The organism is Candidatus Methanoperedens nitratireducens, assembly GCF_000685155.1.
In the GTDB taxonomy this organism is placed as follows: domain Archaea; phylum Halobacteriota; class Methanosarcinia; order Methanosarcinales; family Methanoperedenaceae; genus Methanoperedens; species Methanoperedens nitratireducens.
The window spans coordinates 347086-362916 of sequence record NZ_JMIY01000003.1 but is presented as its reverse complement, the minus strand read 5'-3'; the positions used below and the strand labels follow the sequence as shown (position 1 = coordinate 362916).

Below are 15831 nucleotides of genomic sequence, written 5' to 3'. Positions count from 1 at the left end.
GTTACACTTCGCATGTGCATGGATAACGTTCAGAGCTTCTGGACTTTTCGGATAGGCTCTTATTCTTGAATCCTATCGGACCCAGGAACTGAACATCAGCAAATATAGCATACTCTCCTGCATTAAAAGCACGGAAAGAATAAACTATACTGCTCCTCTTGTTGATTGATATAAAAACCTGCTCAAAACCCTGTTTCAAACTCTGAGGGGCGATCTTCTGCATGACCGTGAAGTCCAGATCCTCGGAAAGACGCCATTCAGGGAAGTAAACTTTCCTTATCGCCGTCCCTCCTTTAAAGATGAGGATATCCCTGAGCTGTGAGTTCTCCCAGTAAATGCCGCTGAGAAGCCATGTCAGTGCGTAATCCTTTTCTAGGGTCGCCACATCGAACCCTGTTTTCCTGGCTCGTCTTCTTAATTCATTTTCATCCATTTTTAATACCTCATCCAGCCCATCAGCTCATCCCTTGTTCGGTTTATAATGAGTTTGTATTTTTTAGAGTATTCCAGAGCTCTCTTTGGTCCGAGAGGATCAAGCCACATATATCCTTTCAACCTGCTCAAAGCTATCTCAGAACATATTTCTTCTGCTAACCCGAGCAATTCCAGCGCATAACAAACCCTCCTCGTAACCACACTCACTCCCAGTCTTTTTGAGTATTCAAGCAGCTTTACAAAATCCAGTTCATCTCTGGCGTTCCATATCCCTTTGATGGCTTCATCCATCCCGCCGCAGTATTTTGGATATAACATGCAGTCAATGATGGTTTTCTCTCTCGAAGATATATTGAATGTACCCCTGGCGGTCTTTTCTTCAACATATCCGAAAAACCTCTTTTTCTTCAATGTGACAAATTCGAACCGCGTAGCTCCATAATCCAGATCTCTTTTCCTCTGTGTTGCCGCAACAAAGACCACACGGGGAACCTGTTCTGTCATGCCCCAGTAGTTAAGGGCTGACCAGAAGCCGATGTAATAGACATCTATGATATGAGGAACGAGTAGGTATGGGACTTCTGACCATGATCCCTCGTATCCTGCTCGTGCTGGTATCAGCAGGTATTTTCCTTTTTCTATCTCTTCAATCCTTCCCTTCTTCTTTAAGCGGTATATAACATTCCAGACAGAGGGGGTCGAGGTACTGAGAATTCGCTTTGCATCGTTTATTGAGAAGACTGATTTATTCTCCTCTTCTAAAGTAAATAGCAGCTTGAGTTCATTTGTTCCTAATTTTATGTTTCGTGTAATCATACTCTTGTTAAAAGAGAGTATTGTTACACAAGTATTAATAAATTTCTATTTACAGTAAATTCAAGGGGAAAGAACATTAGCCTCAGATTAAATGGAGGCATCTATTAGTCCCTTATTCTCCTTATGATCATCAGCCCGGTAATATTTACAATCAATATCAGGATGACCGCGGTGATCTCCCTGTAATTCAGTCCTTCCCGGGATTTAAAATCAAACTGCTTATCAGAATCAAGGAACAGATATTCCTCGTATGTTCCGGCATCGCCTGCTGCCCTGAGCGTATAGCTCGTGTTCAAAGGAAGCCCTGCAATGATAATCTCCGAGCCTGTGCCTTCTGATACCCTTCGATCCCCGCTCCATAACGAGATCTTATATTCTGAATCGGCTGTTATAAAGATGCTTGCATAGTTCTTTATATCGATGGAATTACCGTTTACGTACTGGAGGTGATTGGGAAGGTCAAGAACGCTAAGCAGTGTCGGAGCTATATCCTCCTGTCTGTATTCCCCGCTTATTATATCCGGTATGGTATTCGGGGATATAATGACAAGGGGTATTCTCAGGCTCTCCATACTTGAGGAGTATTTATCTGATGAGTGTCCGCCTCTTTGTGCATTCCTGCTGGCAAAGGACATACCGTGGTCGGCTGTGAAAAACAGGGCAATATTGTTCTCTGATGCAGTTTTATATAGAGAGGATATGTCCCTGTCAAGTTCCTCAATCAGCCTGATGTATCTACTATCTCCGAGATTATGACCTCCGCTGTCGATTGCACCTATATTCACCGTCAGGAGGAATTTCTGGGACGGATAGTTCTCGATCATAAGTGTCGCAACTGCATTGGCAGTATCAATACCCCATCTGTTATAAGCAGAATATTTATCTACACCTGACCGGTTATCCAGATATGCGGGAAGCTTCATCTTCCAGTCGTACATCAATTCATAAACTCCGGCAGGTGGATTTTTACTCTGGATCGATATCAGAGGTTTATCAATTGAATTGTTCTGTGCAAACAGTATTATATCCTGCTCCTCACGCATGTTAAAGAAATCGCCTCTTTGCATCACGGCCAGGTTGATAAATCCGTGCTGCCTTGTGATATCAAAAATAGTCGCATCAGGATAGCCAACCACTTCTTCGTTCGCCTCTGAGTAGCCTGTGACAAGGATGGAGTGTGCGATGCCTGTTACGGGCTTTGTAGTTCTGATATTTATTATCCTGGTTCCAAAGCTCAGGTTCTGGGTTCTTGCTTTTAAAAGCTCGCTGCCATCAAGCGCATAAGGTGTGAATTCAGGATAATAATATGAAGAACCCAGTCCATCAACAATAAAAAGAATAGCTCCGCCGGGTCTCTGGGTATCATTTAGTGTTATTTCCGGGACGCCAAAAGCGGTATATGAGAGAGAAGATAATAGTATTAAAATTATCAGATTTGTTTTAATAAGGCTTCGCATAATGTTTCCCCAACAGGTTTAATCTGCGTTCATTTGCGTTCATCTGCGGTTCTTCATATTTCTCATCTCTCTAATAATCTTATGGATACATTATAAGCGATGTAAAATTCAACTGTTCATCATCCCCAGTTTCCTGGAGATTTTTTCTTTTAGAAGCCTGTTGATCTCCTGGCCGCTTACCTTGCCCCTGAATTCCTTCATGACCACGCCCATCAGAGGACCAACGGAATTCAATCCTCTTTCTTTAATAAAATCGATTTTAGATTCTATGATCCTATCGATAACGGCCTCTAATTCCCCGGTCTCAACCCCGATCCCAAGAGATTGGGCTGCCCTATCGACTGTAAGTTCAGGCTTATTTGTAATCGTTCTCAGGATATTGCCGATTGCTTCATTCGGGATCTTTCCCTCGGAGTGAAATCTGAAAAGATCCACAAGGTGCCCCTCAGTAATATTATCTACAGGTATCCCCTCTTTTTCAAGTTCAGGTAAAGTCGTCTCAAGGGTACGCACAACCATAGTCGCATTTGCGTTCGGTACCTGCTGCATAATTCTCTCAAACAGAATAAAATCCTCTGATCTCGCGATCATCCCTGCGAGTTCCTCATTCAAATTAAACTGCTTTATGTATCTTGATCTGCGCTCATCAATAAGTTCAGGTAGTTTTATACCACGGATCCGCTCCTCTGTTATTTCCACAGGAGGAACATCTGTCTCCGGGTACATGCGTGCTGCACCGGGAAGCGGCCTCATATAGGCTGAATTCCCATCTGGAAGCGCCCGTCTTGTCTCTTCAGGGATGCCCACAAGTGCTTCTTTTGCACGGGCGATCACAGCCTCAAGCGCGCCCCTTGCTCTTTCCTTTGTATCAGCAACCATGACCACGCAATCTTTGTCCTGTGCTCCCAGTGCTCCTCTGAGCGCGCTCACCTCATCCTCTGTTATGCCGTAATCTGGAAGCTCATCTGTATGGAATATACCTCCAACACCTGCTTTTTTGGCGTAATCTGAGAATTCCGTCCCCAGGCGCCTATCGGGCTGAATCTCTTTGCCCACAAGTCCTGTAAACCCGGGCAGGTTTACCGCAAGTACAGTGCCTTCTCTCAATGCTTTTAATATTACATTTGAAGATGTGTTCACAAATACCTGTGTGACATCCACAATTCTATCCTGGATTGATGCACCTCTTTTTCTAAGTTCATCTCTTATCTCCAGAAGCGCGATCTGCCTTGCTACCTCCCGCTCCACGATCATCTCTATTAGTTCAAGCGCCTGCACGCCTTTTATCTCCACCCTTGCGCCCTGTGCTATTGAGATGTTGATATCCTGCCTTATGGTTCCAAGACCGCGCTTGACCTTGCCTGTTGAGCGCAGTATCATCCCGAGCTTCTCTGCGACCTCCCTTGCATGCGAAGGTGAGATGATATCCGGCGCGGTTCCGATCTCTACAAGCGGGATACCGAGGCGGTCAAGTGAATAAACCACTGAATCTTTGCGCTCTTCAACTTTCTGGGCAGCCTCTTCCTCAAGGCAGAGCACATCTATCCCCACGCGACAAGAGGATGAATCAAGATATCCCTGGGTGGCAAGAAGACCCGATCTCTGGAAGCCTGATGTATTGGAGCCGTCAATAACTATCTTCCGCATGGTATAGAGCTCATCCACGATCTTCATATTCAACATGCGTGCGATCATAAGCGCATAGTCCAGAGCCTCCTGATTCAATTCCCGCGGCGGCTCTTCATCCGCCTCGACCAGACAGGTGGTATCATATGCTTTATAGATGAATTTTTTTGTAAATTTTACCTCCTCAAGCGCTGCCCTGTCAACCATACCCATCTCGCTCTGTGTCGGTCGAAGATACCTCATGAATTCAAAATTGGATTCCTTTATATCACGAAGAAGGGTAGGGCTGCCGCAGAAGAGTTTTTGCTCAGTATCAAGTTGCTGGTGAATCTCAAGTCCTGCTTTTAATCCAAGTGCCCTGTAGTCGTGATCCATGGATGTCTCTGATATGAGACAACATATAAAATGATTATTGTTTGTCCGAGCCCATCCAATTTAAGAAATCCTGATTGTAATCTCTGTGTTCTCTGTGCCTTGTATGAAAAAGTTCAACTATATCGCATCTTAGACTTGGATGTGGTTCAGCTAATATAAACAACGAACTGGTACTAACTCGATACGAACTCGGGCTTATGAGTTCGTTTAAGTTCGTTTTGAGTTCGTTGTTAATCGTCTTTTTCATGTTCATTTATGAACAGCGTTCATAGCAGACTCTGTGGCAAGTTTTTTATGAAGCCACAGAGACACCGAGGCACAGAGAGCTTTTTTGAAAAGTTGGAATTATTGGATGGTCTCAATAGTGAGAAAAACTATTAATACTCCTTAGATGAATCAACTAACGCCATAAAAGATAGAATTTTTAAGAAAAACTGATTTTTTATGCCGCAGCTTTACGGTTTGTTCTCACCACTATTGTTCGTAAAATATAGAATAAAATCAACACAGCGATTATAGCCACAAGGATGAACCCAACGAATGAAAAATTAAATTCAATCTCAAACTAAATATTGAGCACACACATCAAGCCTTTTCTATAACGATTTTATTATCTTCTCTCTTAAAAACAAGCCTATCATCTGGATTTAACTTTAAAATCTCCCGAACAGCTTTTGGTATTGTAATCTGATTGATTTTACTCACTTTTGCGATATCTATTATTTCGCCCATCATTGGATAAATTGTAATTACAATAACTTAAATATTATTACGGCATATTGAATTTTAAAGAAATAAAAGATAAATTTAAATACAAATAAAGAAAAGAATCAATGTAACTCACAGAAAGGAAGGTGAAAAACATGCCAGAATACCCGGTAATCAATGCCCTGAATGTGGAAAAAGATGCCATCATAGTAGAGAAAAAGGTGCTTGAGGCCCTGGTAGCCCAATACGGAACACCCCACTTCATTCAAAAAAAACAGAGAGACAAGACGTTACATTTCACGTTTTTAAACCACAAGACGATAATAGCATACGAAGAAAGCACCGATGAGAAAGCCCCCCCGAAAAAGAAACAGGCAGATCACCAGAGAAGCCAGAGCCGATAATTAACGCTGCCAGCAGCCGATTTTATGTAGGTACTATAATCGAAAAAAAAGGAAGAGATGCACCCGGGATATGGCGCATCTTTTAAGCCGTTTGAAATTTACGGCAATCCGAGTGCTTTTCTCTTGGTATTGATATGTGCCTCGATCGCATCTGCTGCCTTGACTGGATCGAGTTCAACAATCACCTTTCCTCCGGTGAGCGACTCAACATCGTTTGTGAGTACCTTTGCCACAAGCGGTGCACCTGTGACCGGTGGCACGGGTGAGAGATGCAGCAGCAATCCGAAAGCTACCGCGAATGCCCCGTCGGCTACAGCCTTCTGCTCAAGGTACTCTGGTGCTGATGCCGCAACTGGCAGGGCGCTCGGGTCGACTCCCAGCGCTGCTGCGATCTCAGTCACAGCTACGCCTATTCTACCGATATCAACACATGAGCCGTAGTTGATGCACGGCGGTATCCCGAGTGACTTGCAAACTGCCTTCAGGCCTTCGCCTGCCTGTTCTGCTGCCTCCGGTCTCATGAGTCCTTCTATCTGCGTAGCCGAACTGACACAGCCTGCGTTTATCACCAGCATATTGCGCTTTATGAGTTCACGGGACAGCCTGACCGAGACAGTATCATGTTTTGTCTTTGCTGTAGTGCAGCCCACAACTGCCACTATTCCCTTGACACTTCCTGCCTTTATGGCATCGATGAGTGGATTCCAGCTTCCTCCCAGGGCAGCCTTGCAGCTCTCAACAGAGAAGCCTGCCATGACGTCTGATTTATATCCGGGTATATGGACCTTGCCGTTGTTTCTCTTTCTGTAGGCATCTATTGCCATTTTCACTATTTGATTTGCCTGCTCATCCGCTTTCTCCGGTGTAAAGTCCAGGTGGTCTGTTACACCTGCCATCCTGACGAGTTTATCGACCGAGATAACCTTTGTATGGAAGTTATCTGCCATTGTCTTCAGGGCGGGTGTGGAGCAGTTAAGATCCATCATAACAAGATCTATGGCCCCTGTGGCAATGAGGAACTCCTGGTTTATCCAGTTACCTGTCTGTCCGGCAAATCCTTTTGCAGAGGTAGCTGAGCGCTGCATGAGTTCCTGGCCTGTGCACATGGAACCCAGAAGCTTTATATCCCTGGCACCTGCTTCTTTTGCGAGTTTTTGCATATCAGGGCTCTGGGATGCCTTAAGGACAGATGTTGCCATGAGCGGGATGTGCCCGTGCGCTACTATATTAACTGTATCCTTATCGATTATACCGAGATCTGCTGAAGAAGTGGTCGGGGCCGGGGTTCCAAGGAGAATATCTTGAAGCGTGATTGTAGCTACAAGTCCCATATATCCTGTGGCTATTCCTACCCTGAGAGTTGTGAGCAAAAGATCCACAGGGTCTGTATCTATTGATGTAAGCGTCTTTGTCATCGCATCGCCCACCTCTGCATATGTTCCGCCAGGTATGATACCGAGTTTCTTCCATATCTCAAGCCGGGTCTTTGGTGCGAACTTCTCAACAAGAAGCAGAGGTTCATCTGCGCCCTTCTTGATTTCAGCAAGCACTGCATCAGCCAGGGCAACTGCCAGCTCCTCAGTTGACTTTGTGGTATCTAATCCAAGGGCTCCTGCAACTGCCCTGAGCTTTCCAGGGTCCTGTATCTTAAATGATGTCTTTCCCTGTGCTGCTGCCTTCAGGGTCTTTGCAACCAGCTCCAGATGGTGGGTATAAGCCGCTGCACCTCCTGCTGTGAGTCTCAGGAAGTTTCTGGCTGCTATGACATCAGCGGTCGCACCGCATATGCCTGCTGGGGCCCTGGTTGTGATCCTGCACGGTCCGTGGCTGCACAACTGACAGCATATTCCCTGTGCCCCAAAAGTACACTGTGGCTGCTGGGCATTATAGCGATCAAATATTGTGGGTATGTTCATCTTACTTGTTCTCTCGTACATCTCCTGTGTGGATTTATGTGCCGAGATACTCTCTTTAGCATTATCTACTGCATTATCTTTATCTTTGCCAAATCCTATTTTCTTCAATAAATCAGCCATTTATATGCCTCCAAATTCTTGGTTATGACCATAGTAATCTCCTATAAGATATAAAGATATTCATTATTACTTATAGATAGATACTCCATATAGCCTATTAATAATTAAAATTGCGTCAAATAACGGAAAAATTCTTGTAGTTACGCTGATAATACTATTATATTGAGAACTTATACAATTACAGGGAGTGATGTATTTTTAACCATGAAAAAGACCTGGTATCAGCTTGAAGGCTCAAAGCAGGCTGAGATATGGACTATACTGCACCTTCCATATACAGCAATGAACCTGAGCTTCCTTGCAATCGGGTTCGGGATTGCAGGTGTTAACAGGTGGGATGTTCTTGTGTGGATCATGATCGCGTACTTCCTCGGGCTTGGGATTGCAGCACATGCCTTTGATCAACTGCCAGGAATGGGCAGCAGTTATGTAAAATACCTGGCACCCGGAGAACTGCTGCTGCTCGGACTGGCCGCCGTGAGTATAGCCGTGCTGATAGGCATATACTGGATGGTAAAACTTGCTGCATGGCATCTGCTGTGGATTATTCCTCTGCAGACTTTTTTCGTATGGGCATATCCGAACTCCAGATTCATGAATGGATTCTTTCACAATGATTTCTGGTTTGCAGTATCATTCGGATTCATCCCTGTAATGGTCGGGTTTTATATGAATACATTAACGCTCAATGGAACATTTCTTACATGGGCGGCTCTGGCAGCATTGATCTCTGCTATAGAGATCACCCTATCAAGGTATGTAAGGGCGATACGGAAGAGCTATGCCGAAGATGAAGGGAAACATGGCAAAGCCACTGCAGTAAAGCGCATTGAATACTATACACATAAACCTGAGACTGCTCTTAAGCTCTTATGCCTCATGAGTTATTTTCTGGCATTCTCTTTCCTTCTGAGGTAAATAATGAGAATAGCAATTGCTGGCGCAGGAATATCAGGTGCATACCTGTACAGGCTGCTGCGCAACCAGGGATTCGATGATGTATCTGTATTTGAACAGGAACAGCAGCATAAAACAAACTGCGATATCAGCCCGTGTGCCTGGGGTACTTCACTTGGGTTTGAGCCGCTTGTTGAGCATGCTGGACTTGATCCGGCCAAATACACACGGATGCAGTTTGATCATATTATGATGGATGAGATGAGAATAGAAGCATATGCTCTGACCTTTGATAAGCCGCTTCTCATATCAGATCTGCTGCAGGATGCAGTAATACAACGATCACCGATAGATACTGCAGAATACGACAGGGTAATTGATGCTACCGGTGTTTTACGTGCATATTTACCAGAGATAAAGGATGATCTTATCTTTCCATGTATCCAGTACTGTGTTCGCAGCTCAGAACCTCTTGATATGAGTATTAAGATCAGCAGGATAGGGTATGCATGGATTTTTCCACTATCCGATGATATATATCATATAGGGGCAGGCAGTCTTGTGGTCAAGCCGTATGATATGCTCAAAAACCTGAGCTGGGTTAAACAAGGCGATGGAAATAAAAAAAGGGAGGTACTCTGTAGCTGCGCCAGTAGAGTTCGCTTAACCGCACCGCTCGGCAGCAGACCGTACATATCCAAAAATATATGGGGTACAGGCGAAGCGATCGGATGCGTGGCTCCGCTTGCAGGCGAGGGTATCATTCCCGGGATGAGAAGCGCACAGATATTAGCTAAGAACTGGGATTATCCTCTTGCATATGAGCGTGCGATACTTAATGAGTTCTCATGGATGGAAGAGGAACGCAGGGTAGTGGACAGGCTCAGGAGAGGAGAGCGGATTGGTATAAGAGACGGCCTGATACTTAAAGAAACTACAAAGAGGATGAATATGAAGCTTCATCTCTGGGATGCTTTGAAGATGTTGATGAGGGCGAGGAAATGAACCGGCAGTTAGAGTGGTATAGATACCTGGTATATAATAAAAGTGTCCCGGGCGGCCTGTTCACCCTTATACACATGCCCTTCATGCTGGCATTTCTGTCTCTTGTCATAGTCGGGACAGTCGCACTTCAAGTCATAGATTATGCAGTTCTGGTTCTATCTCTTGCAGTTGTGTTTCTTTTACTATATGGCGAGCACATGCTTGATGATACTACCCTTGCAGGGAAACCCTGGAGAACCGTATTCGGTGATGCCACTCTTGTATCAGCAGGTGTCTGTCTGTTCATACTGGCATCATTGATAGGGATATACGCAAACCGCCTGCTGGAATCTCCATTTCCCGGTGTGGCAGTTGGTACTGGCATACTTTTCTGCGTGTTATACGGTCTTGAACTCTGGAGCTTCCATACAGTAGAGTTCGGCGCCCTGGGTATGGCGGCAATACCGGTATCATCTTATCTTGCACAGGTGCTTGCTGCCGGTCTGGATGTAAACCCGGTTATCATAGCAGGTCTTGGTATATTCGGTTTTGGTTATGGCTATGTGATGCTTGCACTGTATGAGCACACCAAGACGCAGGAATATAAGATTGCATGGAGGTTACTCGGACTACATTTCCTTTTGATATACGCACTCGCCGGTGCATTATCCTCTGGAAGGGTGTGGATGCGATAGGGTAGATAATGAGAACATTCAAGGAATATCTTGATCAAATAAGACCAGGGATAAATGATCGTATAAAACTCATAGCTGAGAAAAAAATATCAGATCCGGATATACTTCCGATGCTACTGCGAGGAAAAAGAATACGTGCAGGGCTTTTACTTCTGGTTTTTGATGCTGTATCTGATAAAGATCAGGATCGATCCTGTGCACTTGATCTGGCCTGCGCTGTTGAGCTTGCTCATAGTGCCTCGCTTATCCTTGATGATATGCTCGATGAGGATACAGAGCGCCGTGGGCTGACAACTCTGCATCTTACCAGAGGGCATAAGAAGGCTATGCTGGATACGATAGATGTTCTGAGTATTCCGTATGATATCGTGGCACAATACGGAGAATCATATGTACGGATGCTGGCAGAGACGCAAAGAGGAATGGTCTCAGGTATTATAAAAGAGCTGTTCCACAGACCTGACCTGCCAGCAATTAAACTCTATGATGCCATAATCACCCGGAAGACTGGAAAATTATTCAGCCTGGCTACTGCGTGGGGATATCTGATAAGATCCGACGGCTGTAACCCGGTATCTGATGGGACATGCATGTACAGGAAAGATACTATATCGTTTGCAGAATACGGGCTCAGATGTGGTAAAGTAATGCAGATAGCTGATGATATAGCAGACTTAGAGCAGGTAATTGAAGGGAAAAAGATCAGCGGATTTGGTTCAGAGCTGTTGCTTCTTGAGTGCATGAACATAGATAGACCTGTTAAAGAAGCCCTTCTGCATCGTAAGAGCCTGTCACCGCATCTATCCAGGATAAAGCAGTTATGGTCACATGAGGACGTACAGAGAACCATCAGCAGCATTCTTGATAAGGAGATTATCAGATCCAGGGGAATAATATCCTCCATAGATGTGCTATACATAGAATATAAGAAGGTCCTGCTTGATGCACCATCCGGGATTGCAGATATGATAATCAGAGAAGGATAGAATGATCAAATGACCATGCATTCTAAGAGAAAAAAGAAGAAATTGACGTTTACCGGGTTACTTCTTAGGCTCTGGCTTCCCTTTTGGCTTCTTTTCCTTTTTTGCCATAGAATTTACGCCTCCTGACCCTTAAGGTCAGGAACTATAGTATGATTTTTTAGGATATATACTTTTATTTAGAAGAGATTAGCCTGAGACATAAGGATAAGAAACTTTACCGAGTGATATCATCAGCAGCATCATACTTGGATGGGCATTTTGTTAGCATCTTATATGATTCGAACATGCTGTCGTTGAATCTCCCGGTTACTACTGCCTGGATGCTTGTGGCATCAGGTGGTATGTCTGGCCTCTCACCTGTGTAGATAACGTCAATCGTTTCTATACCGTCAGTCAGTTTAAAAGTAAATGTGCGATTGAGAGCATCCCATTTCTCAGTACCCATGACCACTGAGCCGTTAACAATAATCACACTGTCTGTGAGGTTTTGTTTTGCTGCGACCGCTTCACTGACCTCATACTGGTTCGAGAGCACGCCACTTGTAAGTGCCAGATAGCCTAATAAGATAACAACTATGGAGAATCCAAATACAAAACGATGTTTCTTGTTCATTTATCTCACAAAACACATTGTACTACTTATCCTTAAATGTTTCTTCTTTGCTCTTCCTCAGTGAGGGTGCTAATCAGCGGTTTTGTGCAGCTCTGGGTAGAAAAGCATGTTCCACTTCTTTAATAAATAGTTTTCTCCTTGCATAGGTTAAATTTAAATATTAGCTATCTACAGTAGGTATCCGTATGCCATGGTAGGCATGGAAGGTGAGAATATGGATATTAAAAGAACTATAAGATATTTGAAATATATTTTCTTTGCAGCAATTTTACTTTCAACGCTGGCAGATGGTGTTTATGCGGCCGAAGTGCCAGAAATAGATAAGGCCGATACCGCGTGGGTCCTTATCAGCACTGCGCTCGTGATGATAATGATCCCTGGAGTAGGCCTGTTCTACGGAGGCATGGTGAGGAAGAAAAATGCTCTCTCAACCATGATATTAAGCTTTGCGATCCTTGCACTGATAAGCGTGCAGTGGGTGCTCTTTGGCTACAGCCTTGTCTTTGGCCCTGATGTGGGAGGCGTAATAGGGAACCTTCAGTGGGTTGGGCTCAATGGTGTGGGTCAGGAGCCGAATGCCGATTACGCTGCCACTGTTCCTGCACTGGCATTCATGATATTCCAGGCCATGTTCGCCATCATCGCAGTCGCCCTGATTACAGGTGCATTTGTTGAGCGAATAAAGTTCAGCGCCTTCCTTATATTCTCTGTGCTCTGGGCAACCCTTGTATATGATCCAATAGCGCACTGGATATGGGGCACTGGAGGGTGGCTTCGCGAAATGGGTACGCTTGATTTCGCAGGAGGCGCAGTTGTGCATATAAGCGCCGGGATGTCAGCTCTTGCTGTTGCTCTGGTGATAGGCGCACGCAGGGGATTCGGGAAATATACAATGGAGCCTCACAGCATACCTATAACTATTCTGGGCGCTGCGCTTCTGTGGTTTGGCTGGTTCGGATTCAATGCAGGCAGCGCAGTAACAAGCAATGGACTTGCAGCAAGCGCATTTGTGGTAACAAATATAGCAGGTGGTACTGCTGCACTGGTATGGATACTGTTGAGCTGGTACTATAAAAAACCAAGCGGTCTTGGTATAGCCACTGGAGCCGTGGTTGGGCTGGCAGCAGTTACTCCTGCATCTGGTTTTGTTACACCTCTGGCAGCTATGGTGATAGGTGCAGTCGCAGCAGTGGTAAGCTATTACGCAATGCTCTTCAGAATGAGGCGAAACATAGATGAATCCCTCGATGTCTGGGCCTGCCACGGCATAGGCGGAGCATGGGGTATCATTGCAGCAGGTATATTTGCCACCACTTTAGTGAATCCTGCTGGCTCAGGTTTGATAGACGGCAATGCAGATCAGATTGTAACGCAGATAGTAGCAGTAGGTGTGACTTCAGTGTATGCTTTTGTGGTGACCTTGATTATTGCAAAGATTATTGATGTAACCATAGGATTGCGTGTCAGAGATGATGAGGAGGCCATAGGATTAGATCTTTCTCAACATGCTGAGAAGGCTTATTCGTGAGATGGGGATCTCAAGAATTTTCAGTTTTTTAGTAATTATCCATAGTGGCCTTTACAGCGTTTTTATATTCATTTTTAAGAGAATAGATATTATGATCTCCTTTTACATCCACTCTCAGGATACCAAGCCTTGTATTCATAAGCCCGACCATAGCTGAAACTCCCCTATAATTAACATCAAAGCCCTCTTTGATAAGAAAATCAAATATCTCCTGGGTGGTATATGGTTTACTATTGAGGAATAGTTTTAAGACAGACTTCCTTATGCCTGTTTCGTCCCGCATCAGATACTTTGTGAGGCGTGTCTTTATCTTTTCGTTTCCTTCGATATTCAGTTAGACCACCATTTTTCACTATTAAATTTTAAGAGTTTATACCTTTCCATGCTTTGAGTAGCAGAAGATAATTTTAAATTCAAAATTGAGTTTCTGGGTCTATTGCATTGGCTTTCTTAGTTTTTGAAATACCAGCATCTGTCGCACCATATTTATAAATCAGTATGCTTAGCCTTATGCTCTTCAATAAGATTTATATACTATAATGAGTAATCTAATAATAAGACAACAAACCGTTGTCGGGGTATGAAAAATATGGCGAAAATAAGAAATTTTGTATTACGGGATAAGGATGGAAAAGAGACAGGAGTATTTACAGGCAACCAGCCAAGGCAGGCAGCATTGAAAGCAGCCAATCGCAGCGATGGAACAAAAGCTAAACCCGTTGAATTAAGACTGAGGGAAAGAGGAAGCAAAAAGATCCATATCTATAAAGGATGGAAGGAAACTGTCCCGGCTCCAAAGAACAAACCAAAGTGGATGCCTGCTGAGATCAATAAACCCAATGTAAAGAAAGCAGGTATAGAAAAACTCACTAAAATTTAATTTTTTATAATTTCTTTTTATTTTTATTAGAACTTCAAGATAATGTAATTATTGCTTTGAGTAGATCAACCCCTGCCCTGGAATAAATCTGCCCCTGCCTCTTTTCGCAATAATATCACCATCTTCAAAGACTATATCTCCCCTGGAGATCGTGATCCTTGGGAACATGCCATACATGCCATTATACGGCGTCCATCCCGCTTTGCTGTGCAATTTTTCTCTGCGGATCTCCATTACCTCTCCCGTAATTATCATATCAGCGTCATACCCCGGTGCAAGCACTCCTTTATTCAGGCCAAATATTCTTGCAGGATTCAAGCTTGTGACCTCGATTAATCGCTTCAGGGTGAGAAGGTTGCGTTTAACAGACATGAGCATGAGCGGCAGCATGGTCTCAACTCCGGGGACGCCTGCCGGCGCGCTCCATATATCGGTCATCTTCTCGTGCTCAAGATGAGGTGCGTGATCAGAAGCAACTACATCGATAATTCCATTAGTTAAACCGACCCAGAGGCTCTGCTGCGAATAAAAATCACGAAGTGGCGGGTTCATTTTTCCGAGAGTTCCCAGGCGCTTCCAGTCCTTTGTTGAGAGGAAAAGATGGTGCGGTGTGACCTCACAGGTTATATTTTTGCTTTCAGCTTTTGCTCTTCTTATGACCTCAAGGCTCTCATGTGCACTTATATGGCAGAGATGAAGTCTTGTTGCTGTATCCCCCGCAAATCTAATCGCTTTCTCAACAGCGGTCTTCTCTGATAGTTCAGGGCGCGATTTTGAGTAGGATTCTGGCTCATGTTTTCCTTTTAATATGTGAACGAACCTCTTCATTATTTCTTCATCCTCTGCATGGATGCATGCCACTGCGCCCAGATCTCCTGTGATCTCAAGTGATCTTTTAAGTATCAGGTCGTTCACATTCAGGGAGCCTGTGGACTCTGCCATGAATATCTCCCCGAAAGCCATTGCTCCAAGTTCCCAGAGCTTCCTCAGGTACTGCAGATTGCTGGTTACCCCGGCGTTTATGCTGTAGTCGATTATGGATTTTTTTGCTTCTTTTTGTTTTTTCTTGAAGGATTCGATGTCAATTGTCGGAGGGTTTGTATTGGGATGGTCAATAACAGTGGTGACACCGCCTGCTGCCGCTGCGCATGAGCCGGTGTACCAGTCCTCCTTCTTTGTCATTCCAGGATCTCGGAAGTGCACATGAAGATCTATTGCCCCTGGCAGAACAAGCGCGCCTTTTGCATCTATTACCTGATTTACTTCCTCTGTGCTGATTATCTTCCCTATTTTTGAGATCCTGCCGTCATCTACGGCTATTTCAGCCGGCTGGATTGTATCGTCAATAAGAAGTCTGGCATTCTTGATTACAAGATCTGGCATAGTGGTAC

Annotated in this window: 16 protein-coding genes; 7 read left to right on the top strand and 9 right to left on the bottom strand. The window is 44.4% G+C overall.

Annotated elements, in window-relative coordinates:
- Position 1: 1 nt before the first annotated feature.
- From ANME2D_RS08455 to ANME2D_RS17365, 5 genes are all read right to left on the bottom strand, one after another.
- Positions 2-433, bottom strand: a complete 432-nt coding sequence (locus ANME2D_RS08455; RefSeq protein WP_052368706.1) for a nucleotidyl transferase AbiEii/AbiGii toxin family protein — start codon at positions 431-433, stop codon at positions 2-4.
- 2 nt (positions 434-435) lie between these two features.
- On the bottom strand, positions 436-1251 hold the full coding sequence (locus ANME2D_RS08450; RefSeq protein WP_048090502.1) for a type IV toxin-antitoxin system AbiEi family antitoxin domain-containing protein: 816 nt from the start codon (positions 1249-1251) through the stop codon (positions 436-438).
- A 104-nt stretch (positions 1252-1355) separates the two neighbouring features.
- Entirely contained in the window at positions 1356-2708 is a 1353-nt protein-coding gene (locus ANME2D_RS08445) for a sulfatase-like hydrolase/transferase (RefSeq protein ID WP_048090500.1), read from the bottom strand.
- Positions 2709-2816: 108 nt separating this feature from the next.
- Positions 2817-4709 (bottom strand): Glu-tRNA(Gln) amidotransferase subunit GatE, encoded by a 1893-nt coding sequence (gene gatE / locus ANME2D_RS08440; RefSeq protein ID WP_048090494.1) that lies wholly within the window; start codon positions 4707-4709, stop codon positions 2817-2819.
- A gap of 585 nt (positions 4710-5294) precedes the next feature.
- Positions 5295-5444: an AbrB/MazE/SpoVT family DNA-binding domain-containing protein gene (locus ANME2D_RS17365; protein ID WP_081810198.1), complete on the bottom strand. Its 150-nt coding sequence runs from the start codon at positions 5442-5444 to the stop codon at positions 5295-5297.
- Positions 5445-5572: 128 nt separating this feature from the next.
- On the opposite strand from ANME2D_RS17365, the gene ANME2D_RS08435 reads away from it, so the two are divergent.
- The gene (locus ANME2D_RS08435; protein WP_048090492.1) at positions 5573-5821 is read left to right on the top strand and encodes a hypothetical protein; all 249 of its coding nucleotides are present in this window, start codon (positions 5573-5575) and stop codon (positions 5819-5821) included.
- Positions 5822-5919: 98 nt separating this feature from the next.
- On the opposite strand, the gene cooS is transcribed toward ANME2D_RS08435, so the two are convergent.
- Entirely contained in the window at positions 5920-7857 is a 1938-nt protein-coding gene (cooS, locus tag ANME2D_RS08430) for an anaerobic carbon-monoxide dehydrogenase catalytic subunit (protein ID WP_048090490.1), read from the bottom strand.
- Positions 7858-8061: 204 nt separating this feature from the next.
- Here cooS and ANME2D_RS08425 point away from each other — a divergent pair, with 204 nt between their 5' ends.
- From ANME2D_RS08425 to ANME2D_RS08410, 4 genes are read left to right on the top strand one after another with little or no spacing between them, the layout of a single operon-like run.
- A complete protein-coding gene (locus ANME2D_RS08425) occupies positions 8062-8775 on the top strand; it encodes a hypothetical protein (protein ID WP_052368704.1) in 714 nt (237 codons plus the stop codon).
- A gap of 3 nt (positions 8776-8778) precedes the next feature.
- Positions 8779-9759, top strand: coding sequence for a geranylgeranyl reductase family protein (locus tag ANME2D_RS08420; protein ID WP_048090488.1), 981 nt, complete (start codon positions 8779-8781; stop codon positions 9757-9759).
- Entirely contained in the window at positions 9756-10433 is a 678-nt protein-coding gene (locus ANME2D_RS08415) for a hypothetical protein (protein ID WP_048090486.1), read from the top strand. Before ANME2D_RS08420 ends, ANME2D_RS08415 begins: the two co-directional genes overlap by 4 nt.
- A gap of 8 nt (positions 10434-10441) precedes the next feature.
- Entirely contained in the window at positions 10442-11419 is a 978-nt protein-coding gene (locus tag ANME2D_RS08410; RefSeq protein WP_052368702.1) for a polyprenyl synthetase family protein, read from the top strand.
- Between the two features lie 214 nt (positions 11420-11633).
- Here ANME2D_RS08410 and ANME2D_RS16875 read toward each other — a convergent pair whose 3' ends face one another.
- Complete coding sequence (locus ANME2D_RS16875; RefSeq protein ID WP_052368700.1) at positions 11634-12032, bottom strand: cytochrome c maturation protein CcmE domain-containing protein; 399 nt, start codon at positions 12030-12032, stop codon at positions 11634-11636.
- Between the two features lie 190 nt (positions 12033-12222).
- On the opposite strand from ANME2D_RS16875, the gene ANME2D_RS08400 reads away from it, so the two are divergent.
- Positions 12223-13560, top strand: a complete 1338-nt coding sequence (locus ANME2D_RS08400) for an ammonium transporter (protein WP_241763335.1) — start codon at positions 12223-12225, stop codon at positions 13558-13560.
- A 28-nt stretch (positions 13561-13588) separates the two neighbouring features.
- On the opposite strand, the gene ANME2D_RS08395 is transcribed toward ANME2D_RS08400, so the two are convergent.
- Complete coding sequence (locus ANME2D_RS08395) at positions 13589-13894, bottom strand: DUF2551 domain-containing protein (protein ID WP_394295700.1); 306 nt, start codon at positions 13892-13894, stop codon at positions 13589-13591.
- 255 nt (positions 13895-14149) lie between these two features.
- On the opposite strand from ANME2D_RS08395, the gene ANME2D_RS08390 reads away from it, so the two are divergent.
- Positions 14150-14440, top strand: coding sequence for a non-histone chromosomal MC1 family protein (locus ANME2D_RS08390; RefSeq protein WP_048090643.1), 291 nt, complete (start codon positions 14150-14152; stop codon positions 14438-14440).
- A 48-nt stretch (positions 14441-14488) separates the two neighbouring features.
- Here ANME2D_RS08390 and ANME2D_RS08385 read toward each other — a convergent pair whose 3' ends face one another.
- Entirely contained in the window at positions 14489-15823 is a 1335-nt protein-coding gene (locus ANME2D_RS08385; protein WP_048090482.1) for a dihydroorotase, read from the bottom strand.
- Positions 15824-15831: the final 8 nt, after the last annotated feature.

What these genes read in the sequence shown, in the direction of transcription:
- ANME2D_RS08445 (WP_048090500.1), bottom strand. Translation starts at nt 2,708, where the DNA reads ATGCGAAGCCTTATTAAAACAAATCTGATAATTTTAATACTATTATCT.
- ANME2D_RS17365 (WP_081810198.1), bottom strand. Translation starts at nt 5,444, where the DNA reads ATGATGGGCGAAATAATAGATATCGCAAAAGTGAGTAAAATCAATCAG.
- ANME2D_RS08390 (WP_048090643.1), top strand. Translation starts at nt 14,150, where the DNA reads ATGGCGAAAATAAGAAATTTTGTATTACGGGATAAGGATGGAAAAGAG.
- ANME2D_RS08385 (WP_048090482.1), bottom strand. Translation starts at nt 15,823, where the DNA reads ATGCCAGATCTTGTAATCAAGAATGCCAGACTTCTTATTGACGATACA.
- ANME2D_RS08450 (WP_048090502.1), bottom strand. Translation starts at nt 1,251, where the DNA reads ATGATTACACGAAACATAAAATTAGGAACAAATGAACTCAAGCTGCTA.
- ANME2D_RS08425 (WP_052368704.1), top strand. Translation starts at nt 8,062, where the DNA reads ATGAAAAAGACCTGGTATCAGCTTGAAGGCTCAAAGCAGGCTGAGATA.
- cooS (WP_048090490.1), bottom strand. Translation starts at nt 7,857, where the DNA reads ATGGCTGATTTATTGAAGAAAATAGGATTTGGCAAAGATAAAGATAAT.
- gatE (WP_048090494.1), bottom strand. Translation starts at nt 4,709, where the DNA reads ATGGATCACGACTACAGGGCACTTGGATTAAAAGCAGGACTTGAGATT.
- ANME2D_RS08410 (WP_052368702.1), top strand. Translation starts at nt 10,442, where the DNA reads ATGAGAACATTCAAGGAATATCTTGATCAAATAAGACCAGGGATAAAT.
- ANME2D_RS16875 (WP_052368700.1), bottom strand. Translation starts at nt 12,032, where the DNA reads ATGAACAAGAAACATCGTTTTGTATTTGGATTCTCCATAGTTGTTATC.
- ANME2D_RS08400 (WP_241763335.1), top strand. Translation starts at nt 12,223, where the DNA reads ATGGTAGGCATGGAAGGTGAGAATATGGATATTAAAAGAACTATAAGA.
- ANME2D_RS08435 (WP_048090492.1), top strand. Translation starts at nt 5,573, where the DNA reads ATGCCAGAATACCCGGTAATCAATGCCCTGAATGTGGAAAAAGATGCC.
- ANME2D_RS08415 (WP_048090486.1), top strand. Translation starts at nt 9,756, where the DNA reads ATGAACCGGCAGTTAGAGTGGTATAGATACCTGGTATATAATAAAAGT.
- ANME2D_RS08420 (WP_048090488.1), top strand. Translation starts at nt 8,779, where the DNA reads ATGAGAATAGCAATTGCTGGCGCAGGAATATCAGGTGCATACCTGTAC.
- ANME2D_RS08455 (WP_052368706.1), bottom strand. Translation starts at nt 433, where the DNA reads ATGGATGAAAATGAATTAAGAAGACGAGCCAGGAAAACAGGGTTCGAT.